Raw genomic sequence first — 24,695 nt, 5'->3', positions numbered from 1 at the left:
GGTTTTCTCCTAGTTGTTTATTTGAAAATCTTGTCGAACTTCTCTAAGATTTCTGCACTCTGTTCAGCGATTGCCTTGTCATCCGCAACCATTGCACGAGCGATAATTTCATCTAATGATAGTGTGCCTTCCTTCTTAACATCTCCACGGATTGGCATTGTGTCATTCTTCGCAAGAATTTCTTGTCCTTCCTTAGAAAGGATGTAGTCATATAAAGCCTTACCACCTTCTGGGTTTGGTGAGTCTTTGAGTAATGCGATTGGACTAGATACAGCAATTAGATCCTTTTCTGGATATGTGAAACGAATTGTAGAACCCTTATCTGCTAGAGATTGTGTAACGTAGTCAACACCAATAGCTACCTTATAAGCAGCCGCAGCTACCTTTGTATGTGTAGAAGTTGTACCTGATTCTAATTCAGCACCGTGTTCCTTTAACTTCTCGAAGAATTCAACACCATATTCTGGGTTATTCATCAAGCTAGCTACTAAGTAGAATGTTGTTCCGGATTCACCTGGGTCTGTCATAACGATTTGGCCCTGGAAGTCATCCTTTAATAAGTCTTTCCAAGTCTTTGGAACTTCATTTTCTGGAACTGTATTTGTATTTGTTGTTAAGCCCATAACTACAAGACGTGCGCCTGTGTAGAAGTGTTCTGGATCTTTGAACTTTTCATCGATATTAGCAGCTTCTGGTGATTCATAAGCTTCTAAGATACCCTGTTCCTTAAATGTTACATAGTTGGATGGGTCACCAATCCATACTAAGTCAGTAGCGATTTGACCAGACTGCTTTTCTGTTGCAATCTTTGTCGCAACCTTAGATGTGCCAGCTGCGTAGTAGTCTAAAGAATACTCTGGGTGAGCAGCTTCAAATCCCTCTTTTAAAGCTTCTAATTGTTGTTCCTTTAATGAGGAGTACAGCATAACCTTTGACTTTCCACCTGAGTTTGTATTTTCAGTTGCTGTTGTGGAAGTTGTTGCAGGTTTATTTGTGCATCCAATTAACATTGCGGATGCCGCAAGTAGTAAGAAAAATTTTTTCATGATTTCTTTCCTCCTGAGTTCACTTACTAATCATATTGTAGGAATACTCAAACATATTTAAAACTTAAAAATTGTGATATTATGTGAATATCAAATATTTAAACATCCAGAAAAGTGCCTATTATATGAATGAATCCACAAAACTGCAAAATAGTATCGATAGATTACGCAAGCGATTAATTCTCATTGTCGCGTTATTTTTTATCTTCGTCAGTCTACTTTTACTCAAAAATATCAATGATTCTAGAAAAAAGAGTCTGATTGATTATCACTTAAGTACCCAAGAAAGCTTTAAAAATCTGATGGCCCACTCATTGGATACAGTTCGTTATGCTGCTTATAATACATTCTACTCCAGTGAAGCTATCAGTCTACGTAACGCAACAGATATCTCGCCTACCCAAGCCGCAAAGTACCTACGTACCCTTCATGCGCTGGATAGTACGAATCCATTTATTCATTCGATTTATCTTTTGAATAAGTCATCCAACACGGTATATACAACCAATGCAGGTTCATCTTCATTTGACCAATTTGACGATCAATCTGCGTTCACTCCAAATAACCATTTATTAAAGTTGCGTCAACTACCAAATCAAGTTTGGGTCTATACATTACAATTCACCGGTATTCGCGATACAGATGTATCCATGGTCGTCAATATTGATACATATCTCTTTAACCGTTCCTTATTTCGAGATACCGATGCGACAGAATTCATCTATGTCCCAGAACAGGATACCTATTTTAGTTCTACAGGAAATGCGTATCTTCCAATTGAAACCCTAAATTTTACATCAGATAATGATAGTCACTTTAAGACTATCGATGATGATGTATACTTCTACTCATATCAACCAGACTACAATCTCTATATCGCAAAACAGGTAAAATCAAACAGTATCATCAACCGTTTCTCTTCCTATGTTCCTTTATTCTTAGAGATTATTGTAATCAACTTTATCTTGATAGTGATACTAGGTTACTTTATTAATAAGTACTACTACACACCACTTTATGAAATTATGGATAAGTTTGAACTGAAGTCTTCTTCAAAAAACTCCGTTAATAACGCAGTTACACTTTGGATTCATGACCAACAACACAAGATGGAAGAAGCGACTCATAAAGCCAAACAGGATTATCTGACCAAGTTGCTCTTAAACCAAAAGCTACCTCTTCTAAGAAACTCCCTCGACTTTGATACAACAAAAGATATTTATATTTGTATCTTAGATAGTTTATCAAACAATCATATTCTCACTCTATTCGGTGAGAAAAAAGAAGTACATTCCATCAATAACCTCTATACTGTTATTACAAATGAAGTAAACGTTGAGGCACTATCGAATTACGCAAAAACACATCATATCAAAGTATTCCTAGGTGATGCTAAACCACTATCAAAAGTCTATACTTCATATCAAAAATTATCGCAATTATATTTCTTGCGTATTCTCGATTCCACAAAATTCTTCTATCGTGAGTCTGATATGCCTCACTTTATGACAAACTTCTCTACAATTCAAGAAACCGAACAACGTTTACTCTATACGGTTGAACACGGACGTGAGGAAGAAATTACCGCAACATTCAACGAGTGGTTTAGTCTCATGAAATCCTTACACTATAATTCCCTACAATTCTTCTATACAAAGTTATATTCTGGCTTACGTGACCGCATCCGTTCTATCTCTTCGATTCCAAGTTTACCAACGTATCAGTTTGAAAATAAACTGAGTACAACCACGGACATCCAAGAGATTAATCAGTATATTCTACATCTCATGCATGCATACAGTCAGTATCTTACGGATATGAAAGAAGAGAAGATACTCGATCTAATCTCTAATGCAAAGAATTATATCGACCAACACTTATGTGATTCTGATTTAACTGCAGATAGCGTCGCATTATCGATGGATTATAACGCAACGTACTTAAATCGAATCTTCAAATCACAGTATGCAATGTCGATGAAAGAATACATCAATGTCAGTCGTGTCGAACTCGCAAAGAAACTACTCGTTGAAACAGATTTATCCACATTAGAAATCTCATCAAAACTAGGTCTTGAAAACTCTAACTACTTCTATACGTTCTTCAAGAAACATACTGGTAGCACACCAAATCAATATCGTATTGACAATAAAGCATAAGAGATAATATTCTTATGCTTTTTTTGTCGTATTAACATATCTATTGTGTCATTTTACAACAATCATCTATTTCTCTTTTTCGTTTTTATTGTAAAATGATACCGAGCTATGAAACAAAAAAGAAGGGGGCTCATTTATGGAACTAAACTATAGAAAATGTGCAGAAGAAATCTTTGCGACACTTGGTGGTAAAGAAAATATTATCAGTGCTGCACACTGTGCTACACGCTTACGTCTCGTCATTGCAGACAACAGTAAAGTTGACGTAAAGACATTAGAGAACGTACAAGGTGTTCAAGGGGTATTTAATTCTAGTGGACAATTACAGATTATTATCGGTACCGGTACTGTGAATAAAGTTTACGATGAATTTATTGCGATCAGTGGAGTGACTGGTGGCAGTAAAGAAGATGTGAAAGCTGCGGCAGCTTCTCAAATGCCATGGTGGAAACAATTAATTAAAACACTCGGTGATGTATTCGTACCTATCCTACCAGCTATCGTAGCTGCAGGTTTAATGATGGGTCTTGTAGAGGCATTAGGTAAGGCAATTCCTTCCTTTGCGTCTACGGACTGGTATGCATTCTTAGACATGGCTTCTAATACATCCTTTGCATTCTTACCAGTGCTTGTTGCGGTATCTGCAGCACATGTATTTGGTGGAAATATCTTCTTAGGTGCAGTTATTGGACTGATGATGGTCCACCCTGCACTTACAAATGGTTGGAATGCCGCAAATGGATATGATGTTTGGTATCTATTTGGCAAGGGAATTAACATCTTTGGCTATACACTTGGACAAGTCAATCAGTTAGGTTACCAAGGACATGTTATTCCTGTTGTTATCGCAGTATGGGTTATGAGTAAGATTGAAATCAAGCTACACAAGATTGTACCTGAGATGATCGACTTATTTGTAACACCACTTACAACTGTTATCGTAACTGCTTTAGCTACATTCATGGTCATCGGTCCAATTTTCGCAACACTTGAAAGTTGGGTATTATCCGCCGCAACAGTGTTAGTTGCTAACCCATTCGGTGCTCTAGCAATGGGTGCTCTTTACCCAATCACAGTTGTCATGGGACTACACCACATGTACAACACAATTGAGTTAGGTATGCTCAGTACTGGTGCATTAAACACATGGATGCCAATTGCGTCTGCCGCAAACTTTGCACAGTTTGGTGCCTGCTTGGCTGTAGGTCTAAAGACAAAGAACGCTAAGCGTAAGACAGTTGCTATCCCATCCGCACTCTCTGCTTCCCTAGGTATTACAGAACCGGCAATCTTCGGCGTTAACCTACGCTTGATGAAGCCATTTGTATTCGCAGCAGTTGGTGGTGCAATCGGTGCCTTAGTTGGAGCTATCTTCCACATTGGCGCAACAGCCAACGGTGTAACTGGTATTCCAGGTTACCTTATCGCATCAAACCCACTTACATATACAATCCTACTATTAGTAGCAGGCGGAACATCCTTTGTACTAACATTCTTATTCTGGAAAGAAAATGATGGTGTAGAGCCAGAAACAACCACAACATCTACTCCTTCTCCAGTGGCACCACAAGCAGAAACAATTATCACAACAGAAAAAGGCATCGTCCTTTCCCCAGTAAAAGGAAAAGTTATTCCTGCAAGTGAAATACCTGATCCAGTCTTTGCAGGTGAAGCAATGGGTCAATCCGTTGGTATTGTCCCAACAGAAGGAACAGTATATGCGCCATTTGATGGAACAGTGATGATGCTATTCCCTACAAAACATGCAATTGGATTACAATCCAAGGATGGTTTAGAAGTACTCATCCACGTAGGTGTTGATACAGTACAGATGAATGGCGAAGGCTTTGAAGCATTTGTAAAACAAGATGATGTTATCCATGCAGGTGATAAACTAATTACTTTCGACCGTGCTAAGATTAAAGACGCAAATCATCCAGATACAGTTATCGTCGTATTAACAAATAGCGCAAATTTCGAAAAGATTGAAAAAGCCGCATAAATACTAAATATTATTTTTGAAAAGATATAGTAATTATTTTCATAAAACTATATCTTTTTTTCATATTTTTTACATTTTATATATAAAACTTCCAAAAGAATTTGGTATGATAAGGGCATTATAAAAAGGGGTATACATTATGGAACGTGAAAAACTCTCATCACGCCTCGGCTTTATCTTATTATCCGCAGGTTGTGCAATCGGCTTAGGCAACGTCTGGAGATTCCCGTACATCGTCGGACAATATGGTGGAGCGGCCTTCGTACTAATCTATATTGCGTGTTTAATATTACTAGGTCTACCAATCATCATTATGGAATACGCTGTCGGTAGAGCTAGCCAAAAAAGCATCGCTCTTGCCTTTAATGAATTAGAGCCAAAAGGAACTAAGTGGCATATCTACAAATGGTTTGGTATGGGTGGTAACTACTTACTTGCAATGTATTACACAACAATTACAGGTTGGTTATTACTATACTTCTTCAAAACATTGCGTGGTGACTTCAATGGTTTAGACGCAACTGCAGTTGGTGAACAGTTCGGTAGTCTAATGAACCAACCACTTACAATGTTTATCTTCATGGCAATTACAGTCATACTCTGTTTTGGCATCTGCTCTATGGGACTACAAAACGGGGTCGAAAAAATCACTTCTAAGATGATGGTCGCCCTACTCATCTTGATGGTAGCACTAGGTATCAATTCCATCTTCTTAAAAGGAGGACAGGCAGGACTTGAATTCTACCTCAAGCCAAACCTAGCAGCCATTCAAGAAGTTGGTATCGGTAAAGTTATCTTCGCAGCGCTAGGACAATCCTTCTTTACACTCAGTATCGGTATTGGTGCAATGACAATCTTCGGCAGCTATATTGATAAAAAACACGCACTCACTGGTGAAGCATTACACGTATTAGGACTCGATACACTTGTGGCAATCATGGCTGGTTTCATTATCTTCCCAGCTTGTTTCGCATTTGGTGTAGAACCATCGCAAGGACCAAAACTCATCTTCGTAACATTACCAAATATCTTCAACCATATGTTTTTAGGACAATTATGGGGAGCACTATTCTTCCTATTTATGGCATTTGCGGCACTCTCTACTGTCATTGCCATCTTCCAAAATATGATTGGCTTTAGTTCCGATCTAACAAAAGTATCCGTAAAGAAATCCTCACTCATTAATGCAATCGTCATTATTGTATTATCACTACCATGTATATTAGGATTTAATGTATTGCAAAACATTACACCGTTAGGTGCAGGCACAAATATTATGGACTTAGAAGACTTTATCGTTAGTAATAACCTACTACCAATTGGCTGTCTAATCTATCTCATATTCTGCACAAGCAAATATGGATGGGGCTTTGGTAACTTCCTTGCAGAAGCAAATGAAGGAAAAGGCATCAAATTCCCTAAATGGGCACGCCTATATGTGACCTATATTATTCCACTTATCATCATGTGGATCTTTATCCAGGGATATATCAGCACATTTATGAAATAAACAAAGATAGTGTAGAATTTTCTCTACACTATCTTTCTTTATGAATACTAATTTTAATACTGCATTAATTGTTTATAACCTTGAGCCCTAAACTATTGGCAGCCTCTTCTGCCTTTGATCCCTTTGGTGTACGAATCTCGACATCTGGATTATTACTTGCTGTGAAATAAAATACATCTGTAATTTCTGTTACACTTGCTGGAATTTCTATATACTTAATTACTTTTGCATTCGCAAATACATTAATTCCAATTTCCTGCATTCCTTCTGGGAACTTAACGAATTCTAGGGAATTGCATCCGTTGAATGCATTATCACCTATACGTTCTAAAGAACTACCTAAATGGATAAATTTTAGATTTACATCAAGAGTAAATGCAGATTTAGAGATAACTCTAACTGTATCTGGTAATACGATTGCCTCACAAGTTTGATTATTTGCTAAGCCACGCTCTGCAATCGCAATGACTGGTTTTCCATTAATGGTTTTTGGTACATTAATTACCTTATCTTCTGAACTACAACCGTAGATAGCATAACCTTCTTGCCACTCTTCATATGTGAAGTACTTTTCATCTGTCTCTGGGAAGTCTTTAAAATTCTTTTCAGTTACTTCAGAGTTGTTTGTAGTTGTTGTGTTATTTTCAGTTTCCTTTGTTTCATTTGTTGATGTACTTGTTGTAGTATCTTGTTTTGACTCCTTAGGTCCACATCCTACTAAACCCGATAAGAGTACCACTGCACATAAGCCTGATAGTAATTTCTTGTTCATACTATTCCCCTTTAGTTATTTACTACTTTAAGACCTAGACTATTCGCAGCTTCTTCTGCAGCCGATCCTTTTGGTGTATGAATTTCTACATTCTTATTTGAATTTTCTGGGAAGTAAAATAAGTCTGTTATTTCAGTTACACTTTCAGGTATTGTGATCGATTTGATTGATGGTGTGTCTGAAAATACCAATTGACCAATTGATTTTGTTCCTTCCGGAAATACAACAGACTCTAGAGAACTTGCTCCTAAAAATGCGTGATCATCTACAGTTTCTAAAGATGTTCCTAAATAAATGTACTTCAATGCTTTATCTCGACCAAAAGATGACTCTCCAACATATCTTACTGTATCTGGTAAGACGATTGCCTCACATTTTTCAAGATTTGCCATACCACGCTGTGCAATCGCTATAACAGGTTTACCATTAATGTTTTTTGGTACACGAACAACCTTATCGTCAGAAGTACAACTATAGATAGCATAACCTTCTTGCCACTCTTCATATGTGAAGTACTTTTCATCTGTCTCAGGGAAGTCTTTGAAGTTCTTCTCTGTTACTTCAGAGTTATTTGTTGTAGCTGTGTTGTTGTTTTCTGTTTCCTTTGTTTCTGTAGTTGAAGTACTTGTTGTAGTATCTTGTTTTGGTTCCTTAGGTCCACATCCTACTAAACCCACAAGCATGATTCCTGCACATAATCCTGTTAATAATTTCTTGTTCATAAGAATACCCCCTATATTTTCATGAATAGTATTAATAATATTTTGTTGTTAATATCAATTAAACTGATTTAATCTTCTCACAATTATATATTGTTGAACATATTGAAATCCTTAAGTCTTTATAATTTTAAGATCATTATTACTTTCATTTTCCTAAAAAATGCCGAAGGCACCACAAATGATATTCACGTGTTTCCTTTCGGCTTTTATTTACGTTTTACTCTTATTGTTTCACAAATTTTAGGATTTCTTCGTACTTATATACACGTAAGTAACATAGAGCACATACCACAATCACAAGTGTGATAATACCACCTACAATACTGTGGATGATTCCTAACACAACACGATAAGCTACCATCGCAAGTACTGTGTAAATCAAACCGTTTGTTATCTTTTGTCTCCCAGTTGCTTGGTATAAGTACCATAGACCACCAATCACTATTACTAAACATGTAATGTTTAAGAACAATCTAATAATCGCTAACCAACCTAGTGGTGTACATAATATAAGTGCTCTAAGGATTGCGGCAGCTACCAACATATTAATTCCAACACGATATTTATCCATATCATTCCCTCTATCTTTCTGTTTCTTTAAACGATTCATGTACTTCTGTCGCAACTTCTCGCCCGTCTTTAATTGCGGTTGCGATAGATTGAGGACCTAAATATGCATCCCCTGTTATTAGTACATTTTCTATTGTACTCTGATGTTGACCGGAAGTCAAATTCAGTTTTTCATCCAGAACACTAAAGTCTACTTTTTGTCCAATCGCTGCAACGACAAGGTCACATGGAATGATATGTTCACTACCTTCTACTTCATGGGTTGATCTTCTTCCACTTTCATCTGGTTCACCTAGTTCCATTGTAATAACCTTCACACCAGTTACTTTTCCCGTCTCGTCACGCAATACTTCTTTAATATTCTCTAAGAAATGGAATGTAACTCCTTCATTGCGTGCATCTTTGATTTCTCCCTTGTGTGCTGGCATCTCTGCTTCGCTACGACGATAGATGATTTTTACATCATCCATGATACGCACAAGACTTCTTGAGCAATCCATCGCAACGTTACCACCACCCCACACAACGGCGTGTTTGTAATTTTCCTTGTAGAAATCATGCATGTGCTTAATGTTTAAATCATGCAGTAAGGTTAACCCTGCAATACAGCCACCCTTCGCTTCTAAACCAAACATATTTTCTACCTGGGCACCGATTGCGACTACAATACGGTCAAACTTCTTTTGTAAGTCACTAAATGGAATATCTTTTCCAATTGTTGTTTGGAAATGAAATTCTACACCTGCAGATGTGAGTTCATCCATCAACTTATCGATAAAACTTGTATTGAAGCGAAACTGTGGAATTCCTGTATAACAAGCCCCACCTGCACGATCATTCATATCAAACACTTCAACATCGTATTCACCAAGTTTTAAAAGTGTCTGAATACTATATAAGGTCGCAGGTCCTGCACCAATATATGCAATTCTTTTCTTTGTCATCGTATATTCCTCTAGTTTCTTACTTTCCCTGTTTTGCGTCTTTAATATCTGTCACAAACCACTTACCATCATCTTGTTGTTCAAGAGTGATAATCGAATCCTCATTGTTATACTTCTTATCTTTTAACTGTTCTGTATAAACAGAATAAATCTTATCTACAAGCTGTTCCATCATATACTTTTTAGCAGCCTCATCACCATCTTTTTTCTGCATTTCCGTCGCTTCAACAGATAGTGTAGATATTAATGCTTTATACTCTTCACCTGTAAAATATTTTCTAATATCAGCTGTATCTAAAAAATCCATTGAGAAAGTAACTTCATACTTTCGATCATTTACTTCTTTCACATCTTTAATTTTTGGATTTTCAAAAGAGGAAGTTCTAATTTCTTTTTCAATTTCAGCTAGCTTTTTCTTCGCATCATCAGATAAATCTGTTGATGAAAAACTTGCTGGTGTTTTAAAGGAAGATTCAATCGCATCGCACATCTTTTGAACATCTTCACTGGATTGTTCCTTCGCTTTTTCTGTATCCCCAGAATCTAATGCATTTATAAATGTCTCTGCGGTTTTCTTAGCTTGTGCTTCAGGTGTTGCCTTACCACATCCTGCTAATACCAATAATACTGCCAACATTAACTTTGTTAATTTCATAGTATACCTCACGTTTTTCTGTATTCTACTGTATCATATTTCTGACTAATATGATTTGAATTCAGTATCGATATTACGTATAATAATAACATCGCCGACATAGCTCAGTTGGTAGAGCAACGCACTCGTAACGCGTAGGTCGCAGGTTCAATTCCTGTTGTCGGCACCATAATACTGATACGCCCTAATCAAAGGGCTTTTTTCATAAAAAGCATCTCCCCCTTGTACGCATAACATGCATAGTATATGGAAGATGCTTTTATTTTATTTCTCGTTATATTTCTTTAATTCAAGATTTACACACTCGACATCCGACATGACCGGAATATACTCTGTACCACGTTTTTGACGTGTTTCTGCGCCCTTACCTGTAATCAAGATAACTGTGTTGCCTTGCACATTTGCGGCGTCTTTAACTGCACTTGCAATAGCTTTTTCACGGTCAATGATGATTTCATATGGTGCCTTTTCTTTTTCAACAGCTCTTGCGATTTCCTGGGCAATTGCGAGTGGATCTTCTTCCCCAGCATCCTCTTCTGTTAAATAAATATAGTCAGCGTACTTACCTGCAATTTCGCCTAAGTCATGACGACGATCTTGTGCCTTTTTACCCGGGCAACCAAAGATAATCGTTACACGATATCCAGGATACTCATTTCGTACAGATTCAAATAATTTCTGAAAAGATAATTGGTTATGTGCATAATCTACGATTGCGGTAATCTTTTTATCATTCGATGTATAGATTTCCATACGTCCAGGAACCTTCGCATGATAAAGACCAGACTGAATATCACTGACAGGAATGTCATATAAACGTGCTATCGCAATCGCACAAAGCGCATTAGATACATTGAATAATCCCGGCATTGATAACTTAAACTCTTCATCAAAGTCACTTCCACGTACTTTAAAGACAATATCATTTCCGACTTTATGAACATCGTAGCCATAGAAGTCGGCAGTATCATTTGCTTCGGAGAATGTAATTACCTTCTCAGCAGCTTTGGCTGCTTCTAGAATCTCTTCACAGTGATCTGAATCTAGATTCACTAGTCCATATGTGCATTGCTCAAAGATACGTAGTTTAGACGCAAAGTAATCTTCCCATGTTGGATGTTCCACGGAAGATACGTGGTCATAGCCAATATTTAGAAATGCCGCAACAGAGAAATTCACGCCTACGACACGGTCATATTTCAACGCTTGCGAAGATACTTCCATCGTTACAAAATCAATCTTCGATTCAACCGCATTTCTGAAGTGTCTTTCAAGGTCGAGTGGCTCTGGTGTTGTTAAGTGTGATTCAAAACGCTCAACACCATCATAGGTGCCAATCGAAGAGATCACTGCACTTTCATTTTTACCAATACGTTCAAGATATGTATCTAGAATTGCCTTTATATAGTATGTAGTCGTTGACTTTCCTTTTGTGCCAGTAAGTCCAATCACATTTAATTCCTTCCATGGATCGTTGTAGTACATCGTCGCAAGGTTTGCCATTGCGTAACGCACATCTGTTAGTGGAATCCACGGAATATTCACTTCTGGATATTCTACTTCACTGAGATATGCAAAGGCACCTTTATTTACCGCATCTTGTAAATACTGTGCTTTAAAGTGTACGCCTTTGCACAAGAATAATGTATTCCTAACAACCTGTTGTGAGTCACAAGACACAAGTTCTACAACAGTATTCATGCATGTATCAGATAAACGAATATCTCCTAATACATTCTTCTCTTGTAAAAAAGAGATATAATCCTTTAATAAATATTTTTTCATCTAAACCTCCTATACATGCAATGGTTCACGGTCAAAGAAGCGAATACATTCCTCTGCTAAAACCTCCATCGCATCGATATAGAATGAAGGTAGTCCATGGTATTCACGGTATACAGATAATTCTGTACAGCCAAGAATTGCACAGTCACAGCCAGCATCTCTAACTGCTCTATCAATTGCCGCAAAAGTATGACGGTTGCCCTTTTCTCCACGTTTGATTTCATCATAGATTAAAGACATTACCTTCTTTTGAATCTCAGCATCCGGTTGCCATGCTTGCATACCTGCCGCTTCGATTTCGCGACGATAAACACCAGTCATAATCGTACCATCAGTCGCAAGAATCGCCACCTTCTTATGATTTGTTTTTACCAAACGCTTTACTGTTTCGCGTGGCATATGAATAATTGGAATAGAGATTTCCTTTTGCAAACGATCCGCGAAGTAGTGTGATGTATTACATGGAATCGCAATACAACAACTACCGCAACCCTCTAATAAATGACAATCATGCAACATGCGTTCATATACGACATTCTCATTACCAGATAGAATCGCAGCTGTACGATCTGGCATCTTTGTATCAGATAGTATCATAGTTGGAATATGATCTTGATCACAAACCGCATCGGTGCGGTCTAGAATCCATTGATATAAGATTTGTGTTGCCTGTGGACCCATTCCACCTAAGATACCTAATTTATCTTTTATCTGTTCCATACATGACACCTCTATGATTTCTTTACTGCGTATGTCTCGTAATTCTTTCTTTGTCGTTTTAAATCATACCAAACCCATAAACGATGGAAGATATTCTTTTCTCCTTTATATACAAGGGAGTTTGTCATCTTGCCTTCTTTTTCTAGTTGTCTCATCTTATCGTGGTATGAAGATACGATAAAGTCTCTTGCGACATCGGATGGTACAACCTGCCATAAGCTTTCATTCTCGCAGATTTCAAATGGAAGTTCTTTATTTTCAATGTAATCTTCCACTAGATAGCGTGCGATATTAAAACCTGCACCTGTTACATAGTAATTACTTCTACCTTGACGGCAGTTAATTTCAAATAGTTTCAACTTACCATCACGTTCATCATATTTCATATCAAAGTTAGAGAATCCAACGTAGTGAATATCCTCGAGGAATTTCTTAAGTTTCATACAGATTTCCTCATTCTTCTCTGTCATGATAACTGCGTGGTTTCCTAATCCATGTGGTGTATGTTCTTCCAGTAAGACATGGCCTAAGCACATCATCTTTACCTTGCCATTCTTATCAGAATAGTTCGTTAATACACGCATGTAGGAATCATCACCAGGAATACAATCCTGAATAATCATCGTATCTGGATAACCAGCCGCATAACAACGATCTAATACATCGTATAATTCTTCCATTGTCTGTAAGAGGAACACTTTATCATTGCCTTCAAACGGATGTTCCCAATAGGTTACAGAATTAGAAGGTTTACAAATGAATGGCCCTGTAAATGGCAGCGTAAAATCATGACCCATCTCTTTATGATAGATAAACGTTGCTGGATGGTCTAAGCCATACTGATCACACATCTCATAAAACTTCTCTTTATTGATAAGGGTATTTAAAAGTTTAGCGTCGATTCCTGCTACGATACAGTTCTTTGGAAATAGATGCTTATTTTCAGCAGCCAATTTTACATACGCATCACCACAACCAATCACAAATACCTTTCCATCTTGATGACTGTTCGCAAAAGTCAAAACATTCTTTACATACGCATCCGCATCTTCATTATTTTCACATGCATGATAATCAATGATAGAACTACGATATGCAGGTCCAGATAAATATTTGCCAAAACATGTAGAACGCAAACCATACGCTTCATGAAACGCTCTTGCGACAGAATATACGTTTATATCACCACCAAATAACAATGGATAGATTTTTTCCTTCATAAATAGCCTCTTTTCTTTCAATATACTTTGTCTATTATACTACACAGTTGTTTAGTTGATTAGAATAGTCCAGAAATCATGATGATAGAAAATAGAATCGCATTAAAGCTTATCACCGCGATCAAAATTCCAACTCCAATCATAGTAGGATTTACCCTCTTTGCGATAAACACACTACAACCATCTAATGGCTGCTCATCCACCCTAAATAGCTTATCAATCAAAGGCATATTCTCCATATCCGTATTACGTTGAATACTCAACAGATAGTTACCTTCTTCTGCCTCAAACCAAAAGTACTGTCGAGCACGATAGGAAAATGAACTGCTTTCAACTTTGAACGTCTCATGATGGATTGGGATTTCCCTACCGGTTTCCACCTCATTTACCACAATATTCAATCTTGGGTAAGAAAATGTACCTCTTGGCACTCTGAGCCAAATCGCATAACTTCCTTGTTCTGTGATTGTAAACTCATCACAATCAAGCGTAGCTTGCATTTCAAAGATACTCTTTTTAAATTGTTTAAAACGTAATACAAACACAATTGTACCAATGAGACACAATATGCCTACTAGTACTATTAATATCACTAGAGTCTTCATGATTCCTCCATAACATCCCCTTTATTTTATCAGTATTATGCCTTTGTTTCATAGTTATTAGCAGAGATATTTTTATACATCTATGCTATACTTGTCCTGTATATCTAAGCATATTGAGATGACGAGGTGAATATATGTCTGCCAGATCAAAACAAGAAAAAAAGAAAGGTGGCGTTGGTAAAGTCCTACTCATACTCTTAGCAGTTGTGAGTATTATCGCCATCGGTATTTATATCGCAGGTGTTATCTATTTCCAACAGCACTTCTTCTACCGCACAACAGTCGGTAATACAGATGTTAGTTTCATGGATGTAGACACAAGTGTTAGTACACTTACCAATGCCACAAACACATACAAAATTAAGATTACTGCTCCTGGAGATAAGGTTTACGAAGTAAAGGGTAAAGATATCTCATTAAGCCTTGCAAGTAATGCGAAGTCTTCTGTTGAAAAAGAAATCAAATCACAAAATGTATTCACTTGGCCACTCTCTTTATTACAGCCAGAGCACAAAGAAATTCAAGTAGAATATAGTGAATCAAAACTTCACAAACAATTAGAAGACTTGTTGTCACTAACAAAAGATCCAGTTAACGCAACGATTACGATTAACGACGATAACTACAAGGTTATCGAGGCTAAGTATGGTGCTGATACAGCAGCTGTACAAAAGGAAATTGATACTGCGATCAATAACCAAAATTATCAATTAACGCTAAATACCGCAAACTTCACTGCCCCAGAAATCACATCAAACTCTGAACAGATTACAAATGCAGTAAAGAAGATTGAAAGTTACTTAAAGAGTGCCGTTTCCTATACGATCGGTTCCTCCAAAAAAGTCATGGATAAAGCATCTGTATTAAAAGTATTAAGTATCTCTGATACATACGATGTAACTGTTGATGACACAAAGTTACAGGCTTACGTAGAAGAGCTAGCCTCAAACTTTAATACCTACGGTAAAGTTCGTACATTTAGAACACAAGCTGGCGATGATATTCAAATCGGTGGTGGTGACTACGGCTACATCCTAGATAAAGATTCTGAATTTACACAATTAAAGTCTGATCTTGAATCTGGAAAGATGGTTGAAAGACAACCAATGTGGTCACAAACAGCACAAGGAACTTTAGAGAATGATATTGGTGATACTTACGTAGAACTTGATTACACAAACCAAGTAATGTACTACGTGCTACATGGCGAACGTGTATTTACATCCGATATCGTATCGGGAAATATCAATATGGGTAGCGGTTCTCCAGATGGAGTCTTCCGTATTAAATACCGTGTCACAAACACAAGTTTAAAAGGTACAGATTACGATGGCTCAGAATATGATTCCCCAGTCAATTACTTCATCGTATTCGCATACAACATTGGCTTCCACGACGCTCCATGGCAACCATGGTTCGGTGGTAACCGTTATACATATGCAGGATCACATGGCTGTATCAACTTACCAAACGACTCCGCTGCATATATGAATGCGAACGTTCCAAATGATATTGCGGTTGTAGCGTACTATCGTAATCCAGTAAATCTAACCGGTACCGCTAACGCCAACTCAAACGCATATTCCTATCACGGATAGTATCAATGCCACTACACAGTGGCATTTTTTAATTCCTACAAAAAAAGTTCTCATTACTGAGAACTCTAATATAACTTCAGTTCAGCTTCCTGCTTATCCCAGATAGCGTAATCCGCCTCTCCACGATGATCAGGAATATGATACTTCTCTTTTAAAATCTTACCAAAATAAGCATTAACTTTCTTTGAGCCATTCATATTCAAATGGTCTCCACGGTCTAAAGTATCTGTTGTCCAATCAAGAGCGAGTACGTTATCCAACTTATTTAAATCATAATACGTAACATCATACTGATTGCATAACTCCTGAATCGTATCATGTCTTGCGTCACTCCAGTTCTTTGGAGATGGGACACTTACCACAATAAGTTCAACGTTATTTTCCTTACACAGCTTCGCAATCTTTTCAAAGTATTCTAGTGTTTCCGGATAGAGAGTCGTATCACGCTTGTTGGTCTTCATATACTGATCAGAGCCACGATATGGACGAATTCTCACACGCGCATAATAGCCTTTACATTGATCCGCATATGCGTTTTCCTTGGTTGCACCAAGTAAATTAACACTAAGATTGATTGTCTTATAGATATTGTGATGATGCAGTACAGGGAATAACTGTTCTGCCCACATCAACACGGAATCATCCTGGTTATAAACCGCATTCTTGCGGAATAAAGTATTGGCTTCTAACACCAATAGTTTTGGTTTCTGATGTTTCAATACGTCTTCTAGAACGGTATAGCAGTCATTTAAACGTTGTGCACTACCACCTAGATTATAGGAAGCGATACCCTGTTCTTTCCAATACTGGAAAGGAGAGAATGTATTACTGGCCTCACTGTCACCCGTAAATAGGACATCCAGCGTATTCTCTTTTTCTTGGCTCACTGCATTAATTTTTCGATTTACCAACTGAATGTCATATACATTTTCATATCCCCTTGGTGTTACAAGATATGAAGTAACCATCAGTAAACATATCAAAACCAATAGAAACGCAACTGGTTTCAATGCTTTCTTCATACATACTCCTTACTGTTTAAAAAATAAGATACAACTTATTCAGCTTGTAATCTTTGTACCATCGCAAGTAACGCAGCGGCACTGTTAAAGTTTGCTGGTACGATGTCAGATGCTGGAATCTGAATGTCATAATGATCATTCAAAGCACTGATGATTGATAAAATATCAAATGAATCTAATACAGCATCATCAATCAATGTTGTGCAGTTTTCAAAATCCGCATCATCTTTAATATCGTTTAAAATCTCTAATAGTTCTTCCATGTTTTTTCTCCTTTTGACGCTAGAATCCAGCGTACATCATTTTGATAATATCATATCCCGGTCCATATGCACCGAAGAATATAATATAGAATATCACAAGATACAAAATACTCCATCGTATAACGAGTGGTTTTGTTTCAAATACTTTACGAATTGGATAACCAATTTCTTTTAAGACATCCACAATCACCACAATCACAAACGCAACCCCAACGGTGATGTAATCCCACGCATCCATGCCAAGATATGGAATGGTTGACCAAGCATCCGCCCAATCAAAGCGTGTAAACAGGGATTGAATCATCGTGATAATCTGTGCTCCAGAAGAAGCCGCAAATACCATCTCACCAAAACATACGATAATCATTAACTTTATAAAACGGAAGATACGATAGCCAAATCCGTTTTGGTTGATATGGAACTTCTTACAGAAGTTCTCGGTTGGTTTCTCCATAAATAATTCTACGAATATCAAGATGAAGTAGTAAATGCCATACAGAATATAATTCCATTGTGGACCGTGCCACAAACCATTTGATATCCACACACAGAATAACGCAATCGCAGGTCCAATATATTTTGCGACGGTCTTACCCAGATGCTTTTTACACCACTTCGTCAGCTTCATCACTGGCTTTGAAAGGGATACTGGATAGAAGATATAGTCTCTAAAGAATGTACCTAATGTTATATGCCAGCGATGCCAGAAATCCGAAGCACCTTTGGCAAAGAATGGCTGTGTAAAGTTCTCTGGTAATACGATACCAAAGATTCTTGCACTACCAATCGCAATATCAATTGATCCTGAAAAGTCCATATACAACTGAATCGTACAGAAGATTGCGACAACTAGTACAAGCCCACCAGATGAATCATGTGAGGCAAAGATGGAAGATACGACAGGTGCCAAATGATCCGCAATCGCAACCTTCTTAAACATACCCCAAAGAATACGCTCAAATCCAATAATCATATTCTCCTGTTCAATCGGCTTTCCTTCTGTCAAAGTTTCACCAATCTCAGAGAAACGCGCAATAGGACCTTCCACCAACGTTGGAAAGAATGTCGCAAACAACAATAACTTTGCATAACATTGTACCGGTTCAATCTTTCCACTATTGATATCCGCAAGATAAGAAACAAGTTGTAATGTATAATAACTAATTCCAATTGGAACCAAAATCTTTAACGGTGTAAATGATTGCTGGAACACCGCAAAAATACCTGTCGCAAAAAAGTTTGTATACTTGAGGGCTAATAACACCGCAAGGTTTAACAAAATTCCAGCTGTTAAAATACGACTCTTCTTTTTCTTAAATACTTTTTTATCTACACCTTCCGGTGCCTTTTTCATCTCACCTAATTTCTTACCGATGAAAAAGGTAATGAGTGTTGTAACCAAACAATATACTACCAACCACTGTGACCAGACCCCGAAGAAGATAAGATTTGCCAGTAACAACACAATCCATCGATACTTCTGTTTTACAATCTGGTATAACAACATCGTAATCGGCAGAAATATAACCAAATAACCTAAAGCGTTATACGATAAATTCATAAGTTAATATCTTTCCATTCCTACAGAATAACATTCAATATTATAAATTAGTTTTCTGAAATTACACTATTTTCTACTGAAAAATTATTAATTTTTTGCATATTTTCACATATTTCCCACTGTCATCACATATTTTGAACTATTTTATAAAAAAAGGGCTATAATATATATAGAGTTAGTCATTGCTAACCAGGAGGTAAGATAATGAATCAACAACAACTAGAACGAATGCATTCAGATTTAGGATTTATTGCTGCCTTGGACCAATCTGGTGGATCAACACCAAAAGCTTTACTCGCATATGGATTAGACCAAACAGCTTATGCAAATGACGAGGAGATGTTCGACTGTGTACATCAAATGCGTACACGTATTATCAAAACACCATCCTTCAACAAAGACGGTATCTTAGCCGCAATTCTATTTGAAAATACAATGGACCGTACAATTGATGGCAAGTATACCGCTGACTATTTATGGCAAGAGAAAGGAATCGTTCCAATCTTAAAGATCGATAAAGGCTTGGCTGAAGAAAAGAATCACGTCAAACTGATGAAGCCAATCCCAAATCTTGCAGAAACACTCAAACACGCCGTTGAAGATCGTCATATCTTTGGAACGAAAGAGCGTTCTGTTATCTACGACTACGATGAACAAGGTATTCGCGATGTCATCGCACAACAGTTTGATATTGCTCTACAAGTATGGCATGCTGGTGCAGTCGCAATCATTGAACCAGAAGTCGATATTCATAACCCACATAAGGCAGAATCTGAAGCCTTTATGTTAGAAGTCATCAAGGAACATCTAGCAAAACTAGGTTCAGATGTAAAAGTGATGTTTAAGTTAACAATTCCAACTGTGAATAACTTATATGCGGATTTAATGAAAGATCCACATGTAGTACGTGTCGTTGCTCTATCAGGTGGATACTCACAAGATGAAGCTTGTCACCTACTATCACTCAACCACGGTATGATTGCGTCCTTCTCACGTGCCTTTGCACAAGATTTACGCTATCAACAGACAGACGAAGAATTTGACGCAACTGTAAAAGCAGCCATCGCCAAAATCTACGCAGCTTCTATTGCATAGTCATCCATTCTATCAGAAACAAAAAGAACTATGGCACAGTTTTGTGTAATAGTTCTTTTTTCATATATGCATGTATAAACTATTTAATCAGTTCTATATAACTGCCGTATCCTTCCGCTTCCATCTTCTCAATTGGAATAAAGCGCAAGGAAGAACTATTGATACAGTAACGTAAGCCACCCTTATCACGCGGCCCATCCGCAAAGACATGTCCTAAATGACTATTCGCATAACGGCTACGCACTTCCGTACGAACCATACCAAACTGTAAATCAATCTTCTCAGTAATCACATCTGGAATAATTGGCTTAGAGAATGCTGGCCATCCACAACCAGACTGAAACTTATCCGTGGACAAAAATAATGGTTCTCCTGAAACAATATCCACATAGATGCCCTTCTGAAATAAATCATCATACTCATTTTGATAAGGGTGTTCTGTCTTTGCATTCTGTGTTACTTCATACTGTAACGCAGTTAACTTCTCTTTCAACTCTTCCTTTGAAGGTTTGTTATATTCCGTTTCTAATATATTTTTTCTAATTTTTTCGTTCATAGGATTACCTATCACTTTCTAACTAATTTTTTGTATAATGAAAATACGAGGTATGATATGGAACTGATTACAGAACTCATGGATCAAGCACAAATCGAGCGTTCCCTAACACGTATCGCTCATGAGATTATCGAACGAGATAGTTCATCTCCAAATGTATGTTTAGTCGGCATCAAGCGTCGCGGTATTCCACTCGCACAAAAGCTAGCTGAAAATATAAAAAAATATACAAGTGTAGAACTTCCTGTTGGGGAAGTGGACATCTCTTTATATCGCGATGATTTAACGGAACTAAGCGAAACCCCAAAAACAACCAACATCATTTTGCCCGAGAATATTCAAGATTATGTTGTAATCCTTGTGGATGATGTTATTTACACTGGCAGAACGATTCGTGCAGCGATTGATGCAGTATTCTCGCATGGTCGTCCAAAGGCAATCCAACTTGCAGTACTGATTGATCGTGGTCATCGCGAATTACCAATACGACCAGACTTCGTAGGCAAGAATGTACCAACCTCTCGTGATGAACTCATTGATGTTTCCATCGATGGTATCGATGATGAAACAGTTGTAAAACTCTATAAACTATAAAACATCGGCGAACCGATGTTTTCTTTTCGTTATAACGCCGCAATTGCAGACTTGATCTTAGCGTGGTCTTCTTCCGTTCCCTGAACATCAACCTTAGCGATTAATACACCACCAAAGTCCTTTACAATCTTATCCCCAGCCAAAGCAAATGTATCCGCATGACGAGCCATAGAACCAGTCGCCACAACACCCTTTAGGCCAGCCTTATTGTTTTCTAGGAAGCTTTCAACTACACCTGGAACTTCACCATAGCCATCCGTATATGTGAAGAGCACATAGTCTCCCTCAACCTTTTCACTACCATCAACGATTAACATCGCATCTGAATAACCTAACTTCTGTCTTACTAATTCATCTGTATTTCCCATTCTTGTCACAAAAACGATTTTCATTTTATATTTCTCCTTCTGTAAGTTATCACTAACTGATGTCTATAACGTACCATCACTCATGAATCTTTGCAAAATATATGCTCATGCCTTCTGGAGAACAATAACTTGTTTTGTACAAATATGATATTGTTTTACAAATGACTCTACATCCTTAAAATAGTTTGACAAATAATTTGTATAATCCGATTGATAATATGCGCACTGGCTAACTAGCTTAATATTTTGATTCCCATTAAGAATAAACTGTTTGATGGATGATTGATCAACCAAATAGGATTCATTACTTTCTCGTAAGATAGACTGTCGACCCCAAGTTACGTGTAATAAGATGTTGTATAAATCATCTACACTTGCTTGCATTATATTTTTCTCCACAACAACTTCAGATAAAAAAACCGCATGTTCAGAAAGTTCCTTGATCCACTGTTTCACTTCGTCTATCTTTGTTGGAATCACTTCAACTCTAGCAAGGGTTTTATCTTCTGGTGCACACCAATCACGAATAATTAACTTTCCATGCTCGCTCAAATGAGAGAGCACCACATTCATCGTACTAGCTGCTTCATTACGAGAAAGATACGAAAGTAATTCATGAAATACGCTCGACATAAAGATAATATCAAACTTTATATCAGTACTCTTCAAAAAAGTAAGGTCGATACAACGAATCCCTTTTTCCTCTAGTAATATCTGTACTTGTCTTGAATTATCTAATGCATAATAATCCGCTTCAAAATATTGTACATACTCATAAACATCTTCACTTGGTCCTGAGCCAAAGTCCAATACACGCATTCCCTTTTTAACTTGCCCATCCAAAGCACGCAACTTATCACTCATCGTTGAACGCATGCGTGCATAGTATGATTGTTCATTATGCATGTACTGATTTTCCTAACTCTAATTTATCTAAAACTGGACGAAGTACACGCATCATTGTCGGAATGATAATACCTGCCACTATCATCTCCAAAATACCATTACTTGTAATGACAGTAATAATCACGGTCGATACCGCTAAGCCTGTTACACTAGCGTAAACTTGCCCAAAGAATAACCAAATTAATCCCATGACCATTAATGTATGCAATAGTGTCATACCAATCGCAATCAATGATTCTACAGCAAAGTTATTCTTCTTTGCTTTCTTAAATATGTTATATAACAAACCAGAAAGATACCCAAGTAGAATACGTGGCGCAAACGCAATGAGTAAGCTCCAGAAATTGCCATGAATATCACCAACGGAATAGAATGGTGAAAAGCAAAAACTCGTTATCATTGGCGCAAAGGTTGCCTTTAAAAAACTAGTCATTCCAAAGACAAATCCTAAAATTGCGCCTTCTGTTGGCCCAAGTAAGATACCCGCAAAGATGACAGGTATGTGCATTGTCGTAATGGAAATTGCACCTAAGTTAAGATAACCGATTGGTGTCATTGCCATAATGAGTTCAATCGCAATAAACATACTGAGAATCGTCATTTTTTGAATTCTTGTTTTATTACCCATTTGAATGCCTTTCTATATCTTATACTCCACCCATTTCCCTTGATGGAAACGAATTCGTAATAATGTAAACCTTGTCAACTGATCCGATAATACGCCTAACCAAATACCCACTAAACCGAGCGAGAATACAGAGGTCAATACCCAAGTTAAAATTGGTCGGATAATTGCGACACTGATCAATGCCACAACCAATGTATATTTTACATCACCGGCACCTCTTAAGCACCCACCATAAATAATTTGTGATATCTGAAATAGTACGATAACTGCCACAAAGCGAGCAATCATAACACCCATTTCAATTACGGATTCATCCGCAAAGAAGAACTGATTTAGTGTTCTTCCACCAACGAATAAGACCATCGCAAATATAACCGATATCACTACACCAATTAACTGGCATGCATGCCCATAGGTCTTTGCTAAGTCTGGTTTCTGTTGTCCAAGACTCTTTCCAATTAACGATACTGCCGCTACTTGCATACCATCCCCAAACGCAAAGCCCAACGATAAGATATTCATACCAACCTGATATGCCGCAAACTGGTCAGTGCCTAGTTTTGCCGCAAGTACAGCAGTCGTCATAAAACCTACACGCATAGCCCAGTTTTCAAACAGAATATTCGCACCCAACTTTTGAATCGCATTAAATGCTTCAAAATCTGGTTTAATCTTCTCCTCAAGAATATAGGGAATCGAAACATAACTATCTTTCTTAAATAATGACTGGATACTCATACCACAAGCAAATACAGTACCTAGTACCGTCGCAAACGCCGCCCCAAATAGCCCCCATTTCGGAAAACCAAAGTTACCACCAATCAATAGATAGTTAAAGATGATATTCACGATGGAAGATGTAACATTTGTGACCATCGCAATCTTTGTGTTACCGGCACCACGTTGTGCAGCGTTAATCACTAGTGATAATACATTGAATATCATTCCGATCTGTATCACCCTAAAATAAATTACTGCACCCTCATGTGTATCCGCATTAGAACCACATAACGCAATGAGCGGATCAGCAAAAATCACTGTTATAACAGTTAACGCAATACATAACAGTATAACGACCGCTACTGATGTCACTAATACCTGATTTGCGTTTCGTCGATTATTCTGTCCAAGTCTTCGTGCAACTAAGGCAGATACTGCGACGTTAATCGCAAAGAAGAAACTAAGACTGAGAAACTTCGGTTGTAGAATCAACCCTGTAGCTGCTACCGCATATGTGCCCATAGAGGAAACCATAAGTGTATCGATAATACCCGCAAGAGACACAAAAACACTTTCCAGCACAGCTGGCCATGCCATACGTATCGCTTCTGTATACTGTTCCCTGGCGATATTCTTCAACATTTCTCATCCCCCCATTGACTTGAAACCTCACT

Annotated in this window: 24 protein-coding genes and 1 tRNA gene; 7 read left to right on the top strand and 18 right to left on the bottom strand. The window is 37.6% G+C overall.

The window, feature by feature from the left end; all coding sequences use genetic code 11:
• Positions 1 to 17: 17 nt before the first annotated feature.
• A complete protein-coding gene (locus RWM19_RS03660; protein ID WP_313983825.1) occupies positions 18 to 1,046 on the bottom strand; it encodes an ABC transporter substrate-binding protein in 1,029 nt (342 codons plus the stop codon).
• 125 nt (positions 1,047 to 1,171) lie between these two features.
• Here RWM19_RS03660 and RWM19_RS03655 point away from each other — a divergent pair, with 125 nt between their 5' ends.
• The 3 genes from RWM19_RS03655 (at position 1,172) to RWM19_RS03645 (ending at position 6,717) form a co-directional block, all read left to right on the top strand.
• Positions 1,172 to 3,205, top strand: coding sequence for an AraC family transcriptional regulator (locus RWM19_RS03655; protein WP_313983822.1), 2,034 nt, complete (start codon positions 1,172 to 1,174; stop codon positions 3,203 to 3,205).
• 136 nt (positions 3,206 to 3,341) lie between these two features.
• Positions 3,342 to 5,207, top strand: coding sequence for a glucose PTS transporter subunit IIA (locus RWM19_RS03650; protein ID WP_313983819.1), 1,866 nt, complete (start codon positions 3,342 to 3,344; stop codon positions 5,205 to 5,207).
• 139 nt (positions 5,208 to 5,346) lie between these two features.
• Positions 5,347 to 6,717 carry a sodium-dependent transporter gene (locus RWM19_RS03645; protein WP_313983817.1) on the top strand — a complete coding sequence of 457 codons (1,371 nt, stop codon included), beginning with the start codon at positions 5,347 to 5,349 and terminating at the stop codon, positions 6,715 to 6,717.
• A 64-nt stretch (positions 6,718 to 6,781) separates the two neighbouring features.
• On the opposite strand, the gene RWM19_RS03640 is transcribed toward RWM19_RS03645, so the two are convergent.
• The 5 genes from RWM19_RS03640 to RWM19_RS03620 all read right to left on the bottom strand — a co-directional run bounded on the left by RWM19_RS03640 (position 6,782) and on the right by RWM19_RS03620 (position 10,380).
• Positions 6,782 to 7,489, bottom strand: a complete 708-nt coding sequence (locus RWM19_RS03640) for a leucine-rich repeat domain-containing protein (RefSeq protein WP_313983815.1) — start codon at positions 7,487 to 7,489, stop codon at positions 6,782 to 6,784.
• 11 nt (positions 7,490 to 7,500) lie between these two features.
• A complete protein-coding gene (locus RWM19_RS03635) occupies positions 7,501 to 8,211 on the bottom strand; it encodes a leucine-rich repeat domain-containing protein (protein ID WP_294022611.1) in 711 nt (236 codons plus the stop codon).
• A 223-nt stretch (positions 8,212 to 8,434) separates the two neighbouring features.
• Positions 8,435 to 8,782 carry a hypothetical protein gene (locus RWM19_RS03630; protein ID WP_313983812.1) on the bottom strand — a complete coding sequence of 116 codons (348 nt, stop codon included), beginning with the start codon at positions 8,780 to 8,782 and terminating at the stop codon, positions 8,435 to 8,437.
• A 10-nt stretch (positions 8,783 to 8,792) separates the two neighbouring features.
• Positions 8,793 to 9,725 carry an FAD-dependent oxidoreductase gene (locus RWM19_RS03625; protein WP_313983809.1) on the bottom strand — a complete coding sequence of 311 codons (933 nt, stop codon included), beginning with the start codon at positions 9,723 to 9,725 and terminating at the stop codon, positions 8,793 to 8,795.
• Positions 9,726 to 9,744: 19 nt separating this feature from the next.
• On the bottom strand, positions 9,745 to 10,380 hold the full coding sequence (locus RWM19_RS03620; RefSeq protein ID WP_294022614.1) for a hypothetical protein: 636 nt from the start codon (positions 10,378 to 10,380) through the stop codon (positions 9,745 to 9,747).
• 93 nt (positions 10,381 to 10,473) lie between these two features.
• Between RWM19_RS03620 and RWM19_RS03615 the strand changes: the two genes are divergently transcribed.
• Positions 10,474 to 10,549 (top strand) — tRNA-Thr (locus tag RWM19_RS03615).
• A gap of 95 nt (positions 10,550 to 10,644) precedes the next feature.
• On the opposite strand, the gene RWM19_RS03610 is transcribed toward RWM19_RS03615, so the two are convergent.
• From RWM19_RS03610 to RWM19_RS03595, 4 genes are read right to left on the bottom strand one after another with little or no spacing between them, the layout of a single operon-like run.
• On the bottom strand, positions 10,645 to 12,165 hold the full coding sequence (locus RWM19_RS03610) for a UDP-N-acetylmuramoyl-L-alanyl-D-glutamate--2,6-diaminopimelate ligase (RefSeq protein ID WP_313983806.1): 1,521 nt from the start codon (positions 12,163 to 12,165) through the stop codon (positions 10,645 to 10,647).
• A gap of 9 nt (positions 12,166 to 12,174) precedes the next feature.
• Positions 12,175 to 12,885 carry an amino acid racemase gene (locus RWM19_RS03605; RefSeq protein ID WP_313983804.1) on the bottom strand — a complete coding sequence of 237 codons (711 nt, stop codon included), beginning with the start codon at positions 12,883 to 12,885 and terminating at the stop codon, positions 12,175 to 12,177.
• A gap of 11 nt (positions 12,886 to 12,896) precedes the next feature.
• On the bottom strand, positions 12,897 to 14,105 hold the full coding sequence (locus tag RWM19_RS03600; protein WP_313983801.1) for an ATP-grasp domain-containing protein: 1,209 nt from the start codon (positions 14,103 to 14,105) through the stop codon (positions 12,897 to 12,899).
• A gap of 59 nt (positions 14,106 to 14,164) precedes the next feature.
• Positions 14,165 to 14,710, bottom strand: coding sequence for a hypothetical protein (locus tag RWM19_RS03595; RefSeq protein WP_313983798.1), 546 nt, complete (start codon positions 14,708 to 14,710; stop codon positions 14,165 to 14,167).
• Positions 14,711 to 14,844: 134 nt separating this feature from the next.
• Here RWM19_RS03595 and RWM19_RS03590 point away from each other — a divergent pair, with 134 nt between their 5' ends.
• Positions 14,845 to 16,308 (top strand): peptidoglycan binding domain-containing protein, encoded by a 1,464-nt coding sequence (locus RWM19_RS03590; RefSeq protein WP_313983795.1) that lies wholly within the window; start codon positions 14,845 to 14,847, stop codon positions 16,306 to 16,308.
• A gap of 65 nt (positions 16,309 to 16,373) precedes the next feature.
• Here RWM19_RS03590 and RWM19_RS03585 read toward each other — a convergent pair whose 3' ends face one another.
• From RWM19_RS03585 to RWM19_RS03575, 3 genes are read right to left on the bottom strand one after another with little or no spacing between them, the layout of a single operon-like run.
• Complete coding sequence (locus RWM19_RS03585) at positions 16,374 to 17,330, bottom strand: hypothetical protein (protein WP_313983792.1); 957 nt, start codon at positions 17,328 to 17,330, stop codon at positions 16,374 to 16,376.
• 35 nt (positions 17,331 to 17,365) lie between these two features.
• On the bottom strand, positions 17,366 to 17,593 hold the full coding sequence (locus RWM19_RS03580) for an acyl carrier protein (RefSeq protein WP_294023362.1): 228 nt from the start codon (positions 17,591 to 17,593) through the stop codon (positions 17,366 to 17,368).
• A gap of 19 nt (positions 17,594 to 17,612) precedes the next feature.
• Entirely contained in the window at positions 17,613 to 19,154 is a 1,542-nt protein-coding gene (locus RWM19_RS03575) for an MBOAT family O-acyltransferase (RefSeq protein WP_313983788.1), read from the bottom strand.
• Between the two features lie 204 nt (positions 19,155 to 19,358).
• On the opposite strand from RWM19_RS03575, the gene RWM19_RS03570 reads away from it, so the two are divergent.
• Entirely contained in the window at positions 19,359 to 20,249 is an 891-nt protein-coding gene (locus RWM19_RS03570; protein ID WP_313983786.1) for a fructose bisphosphate aldolase, read from the top strand.
• Positions 20,250 to 20,328: 79 nt separating this feature from the next.
• Here the strand turns inward: RWM19_RS03570 and msrB are convergent, their stop codons facing one another.
• Positions 20,329 to 20,805 carry a peptide-methionine (R)-S-oxide reductase MsrB gene (msrB, locus tag RWM19_RS03565; protein ID WP_313983783.1) on the bottom strand — a complete coding sequence of 159 codons (477 nt, stop codon included), beginning with the start codon at positions 20,803 to 20,805 and terminating at the stop codon, positions 20,329 to 20,331.
• Between the two features lie 57 nt (positions 20,806 to 20,862).
• On the opposite strand from msrB, the gene pyrR reads away from it, so the two are divergent.
• Positions 20,863 to 21,399, top strand: coding sequence for a bifunctional pyr operon transcriptional regulator/uracil phosphoribosyltransferase PyrR (pyrR, locus tag RWM19_RS03560; protein WP_294021514.1), 537 nt, complete (start codon positions 20,863 to 20,865; stop codon positions 21,397 to 21,399).
• A gap of 29 nt (positions 21,400 to 21,428) precedes the next feature.
• Here the strand turns inward: pyrR and RWM19_RS03555 are convergent, their stop codons facing one another.
• The 4 genes from RWM19_RS03555 to RWM19_RS03540 form a co-directional block, all read right to left on the bottom strand.
• Entirely contained in the window at positions 21,429 to 21,791 is a 363-nt protein-coding gene (locus RWM19_RS03555; protein ID WP_294023358.1) for a class Ib ribonucleoside-diphosphate reductase assembly flavoprotein NrdI, read from the bottom strand.
• A gap of 81 nt (positions 21,792 to 21,872) precedes the next feature.
• The gene (locus tag RWM19_RS03550) at positions 21,873 to 22,673 is read right to left on the bottom strand and encodes a hypothetical protein (RefSeq protein ID WP_313983778.1); all 801 of its coding nucleotides are present in this window, start codon (positions 22,671 to 22,673) and stop codon (positions 21,873 to 21,875) included.
• Positions 22,666 to 23,301 carry an ECF transporter S component gene (locus tag RWM19_RS03545; RefSeq protein ID WP_313983775.1) on the bottom strand — a complete coding sequence of 212 codons (636 nt, stop codon included), beginning with the start codon at positions 23,299 to 23,301 and terminating at the stop codon, positions 22,666 to 22,668. Before RWM19_RS03545 ends, RWM19_RS03550 begins: the two co-directional genes overlap by 8 nt.
• A gap of 12 nt (positions 23,302 to 23,313) precedes the next feature.
• Positions 23,314 to 24,663: an MATE family efflux transporter gene (locus RWM19_RS03540; RefSeq protein ID WP_313983771.1), complete on the bottom strand. Its 1,350-nt coding sequence runs from the start codon at positions 24,661 to 24,663 to the stop codon at positions 23,314 to 23,316.
• Between the last annotated feature and the right edge of the window lie 32 nt (positions 24,664 to 24,695).

The organism is uncultured Solobacterium sp., from assembly GCF_963517755.1.
In the GTDB taxonomy this organism is placed as follows: domain Bacteria; phylum Bacillota_I; class Bacilli_A; order Erysipelotrichales; family Erysipelotrichaceae; genus Bulleidia.
Note: the sequence above shows the minus strand (reverse complement) of the source record. Positions and strands in the feature narration are given on the sequence as shown.

Bases quoted from the DNA above. Each gene is read 5' to 3' on its own strand.
- RWM19_RS03660 (WP_313983825.1), bottom strand. From the start codon at position 1,046: ATGAAAAAATTTTTCTTACTACTTGCGGCATCCGCAATGTTAATTGGA.
- RWM19_RS03655 (WP_313983822.1), top strand. From the start codon at position 1,172: ATGAATGAATCCACAAAACTGCAAAATAGTATCGATAGATTACGCAAG.
- RWM19_RS03650 (WP_313983819.1), top strand. From the start codon at position 3,342: ATGGAACTAAACTATAGAAAATGTGCAGAAGAAATCTTTGCGACACTT.
- RWM19_RS03645 (WP_313983817.1), top strand. From the start codon at position 5,347: ATGGAACGTGAAAAACTCTCATCACGCCTCGGCTTTATCTTATTATCC.
- RWM19_RS03640 (WP_313983815.1), bottom strand. From the start codon at position 7,489: ATGAACAAGAAATTACTATCAGGCTTATGTGCAGTGGTACTCTTATCG.
- RWM19_RS03635 (WP_294022611.1), bottom strand. From the start codon at position 8,211: ATGAACAAGAAATTATTAACAGGATTATGTGCAGGAATCATGCTTGTG.
- RWM19_RS03630 (WP_313983812.1), bottom strand. From the start codon at position 8,782: ATGGATAAATATCGTGTTGGAATTAATATGTTGGTAGCTGCCGCAATC.
- RWM19_RS03625 (WP_313983809.1), bottom strand. From the start codon at position 9,725: ATGACAAAGAAAAGAATTGCATATATTGGTGCAGGACCTGCGACCTTA.
- RWM19_RS03620 (WP_294022614.1), bottom strand. From the start codon at position 10,380: ATGAAATTAACAAAGTTAATGTTGGCAGTATTATTGGTATTAGCAGGA.
- RWM19_RS03610 (WP_313983806.1), bottom strand. From the start codon at position 12,165: ATGAAAAAATATTTATTAAAGGATTATATCTCTTTTTTACAAGAGAAG.
- RWM19_RS03605 (WP_313983804.1), bottom strand. From the start codon at position 12,885: ATGGAACAGATAAAAGATAAATTAGGTATCTTAGGTGGAATGGGTCCA.
- RWM19_RS03600 (WP_313983801.1), bottom strand. From the start codon at position 14,105: ATGAAGGAAAAAATCTATCCATTGTTATTTGGTGGTGATATAAACGTA.
- RWM19_RS03595 (WP_313983798.1), bottom strand. From the start codon at position 14,710: ATGAAGACTCTAGTGATATTAATAGTACTAGTAGGCATATTGTGTCTC.
- RWM19_RS03590 (WP_313983795.1), top strand. From the start codon at position 14,845: ATGTCTGCCAGATCAAAACAAGAAAAAAAGAAAGGTGGCGTTGGTAAA.
- RWM19_RS03585 (WP_313983792.1), bottom strand. From the start codon at position 17,330: ATGAAGAAAGCATTGAAACCAGTTGCGTTTCTATTGGTTTTGATATGT.
- RWM19_RS03580 (WP_294023362.1), bottom strand. From the start codon at position 17,593: ATGGAAGAACTATTAGAGATTTTAAACGATATTAAAGATGATGCGGAT.
- RWM19_RS03575 (WP_313983788.1), bottom strand. From the start codon at position 19,154: ATGAATTTATCGTATAACGCTTTAGGTTATTTGGTTATATTTCTGCCG.
- RWM19_RS03570 (WP_313983786.1), top strand. From the start codon at position 19,359: ATGAATCAACAACAACTAGAACGAATGCATTCAGATTTAGGATTTATT.
- msrB (WP_313983783.1), bottom strand. From the start codon at position 20,805: ATGAACGAAAAAATTAGAAAAAATATATTAGAAACGGAATATAACAAA.
- pyrR (WP_294021514.1), top strand. From the start codon at position 20,863: ATGGAACTGATTACAGAACTCATGGATCAAGCACAAATCGAGCGTTCC.
- RWM19_RS03555 (WP_294023358.1), bottom strand. From the start codon at position 21,791: ATGAAAATCGTTTTTGTGACAAGAATGGGAAATACAGATGAATTAGTA.
- RWM19_RS03550 (WP_313983778.1), bottom strand. From the start codon at position 22,673: ATGCATAATGAACAATCATACTATGCACGCATGCGTTCAACGATGAGT.
- RWM19_RS03545 (WP_313983775.1), bottom strand. From the start codon at position 23,301: ATGGGTAATAAAACAAGAATTCAAAAAATGACGATTCTCAGTATGTTT.
- RWM19_RS03540 (WP_313983771.1), bottom strand. From the start codon at position 24,663: ATGTTGAAGAATATCGCCAGGGAACAGTATACAGAAGCGATACGTATG.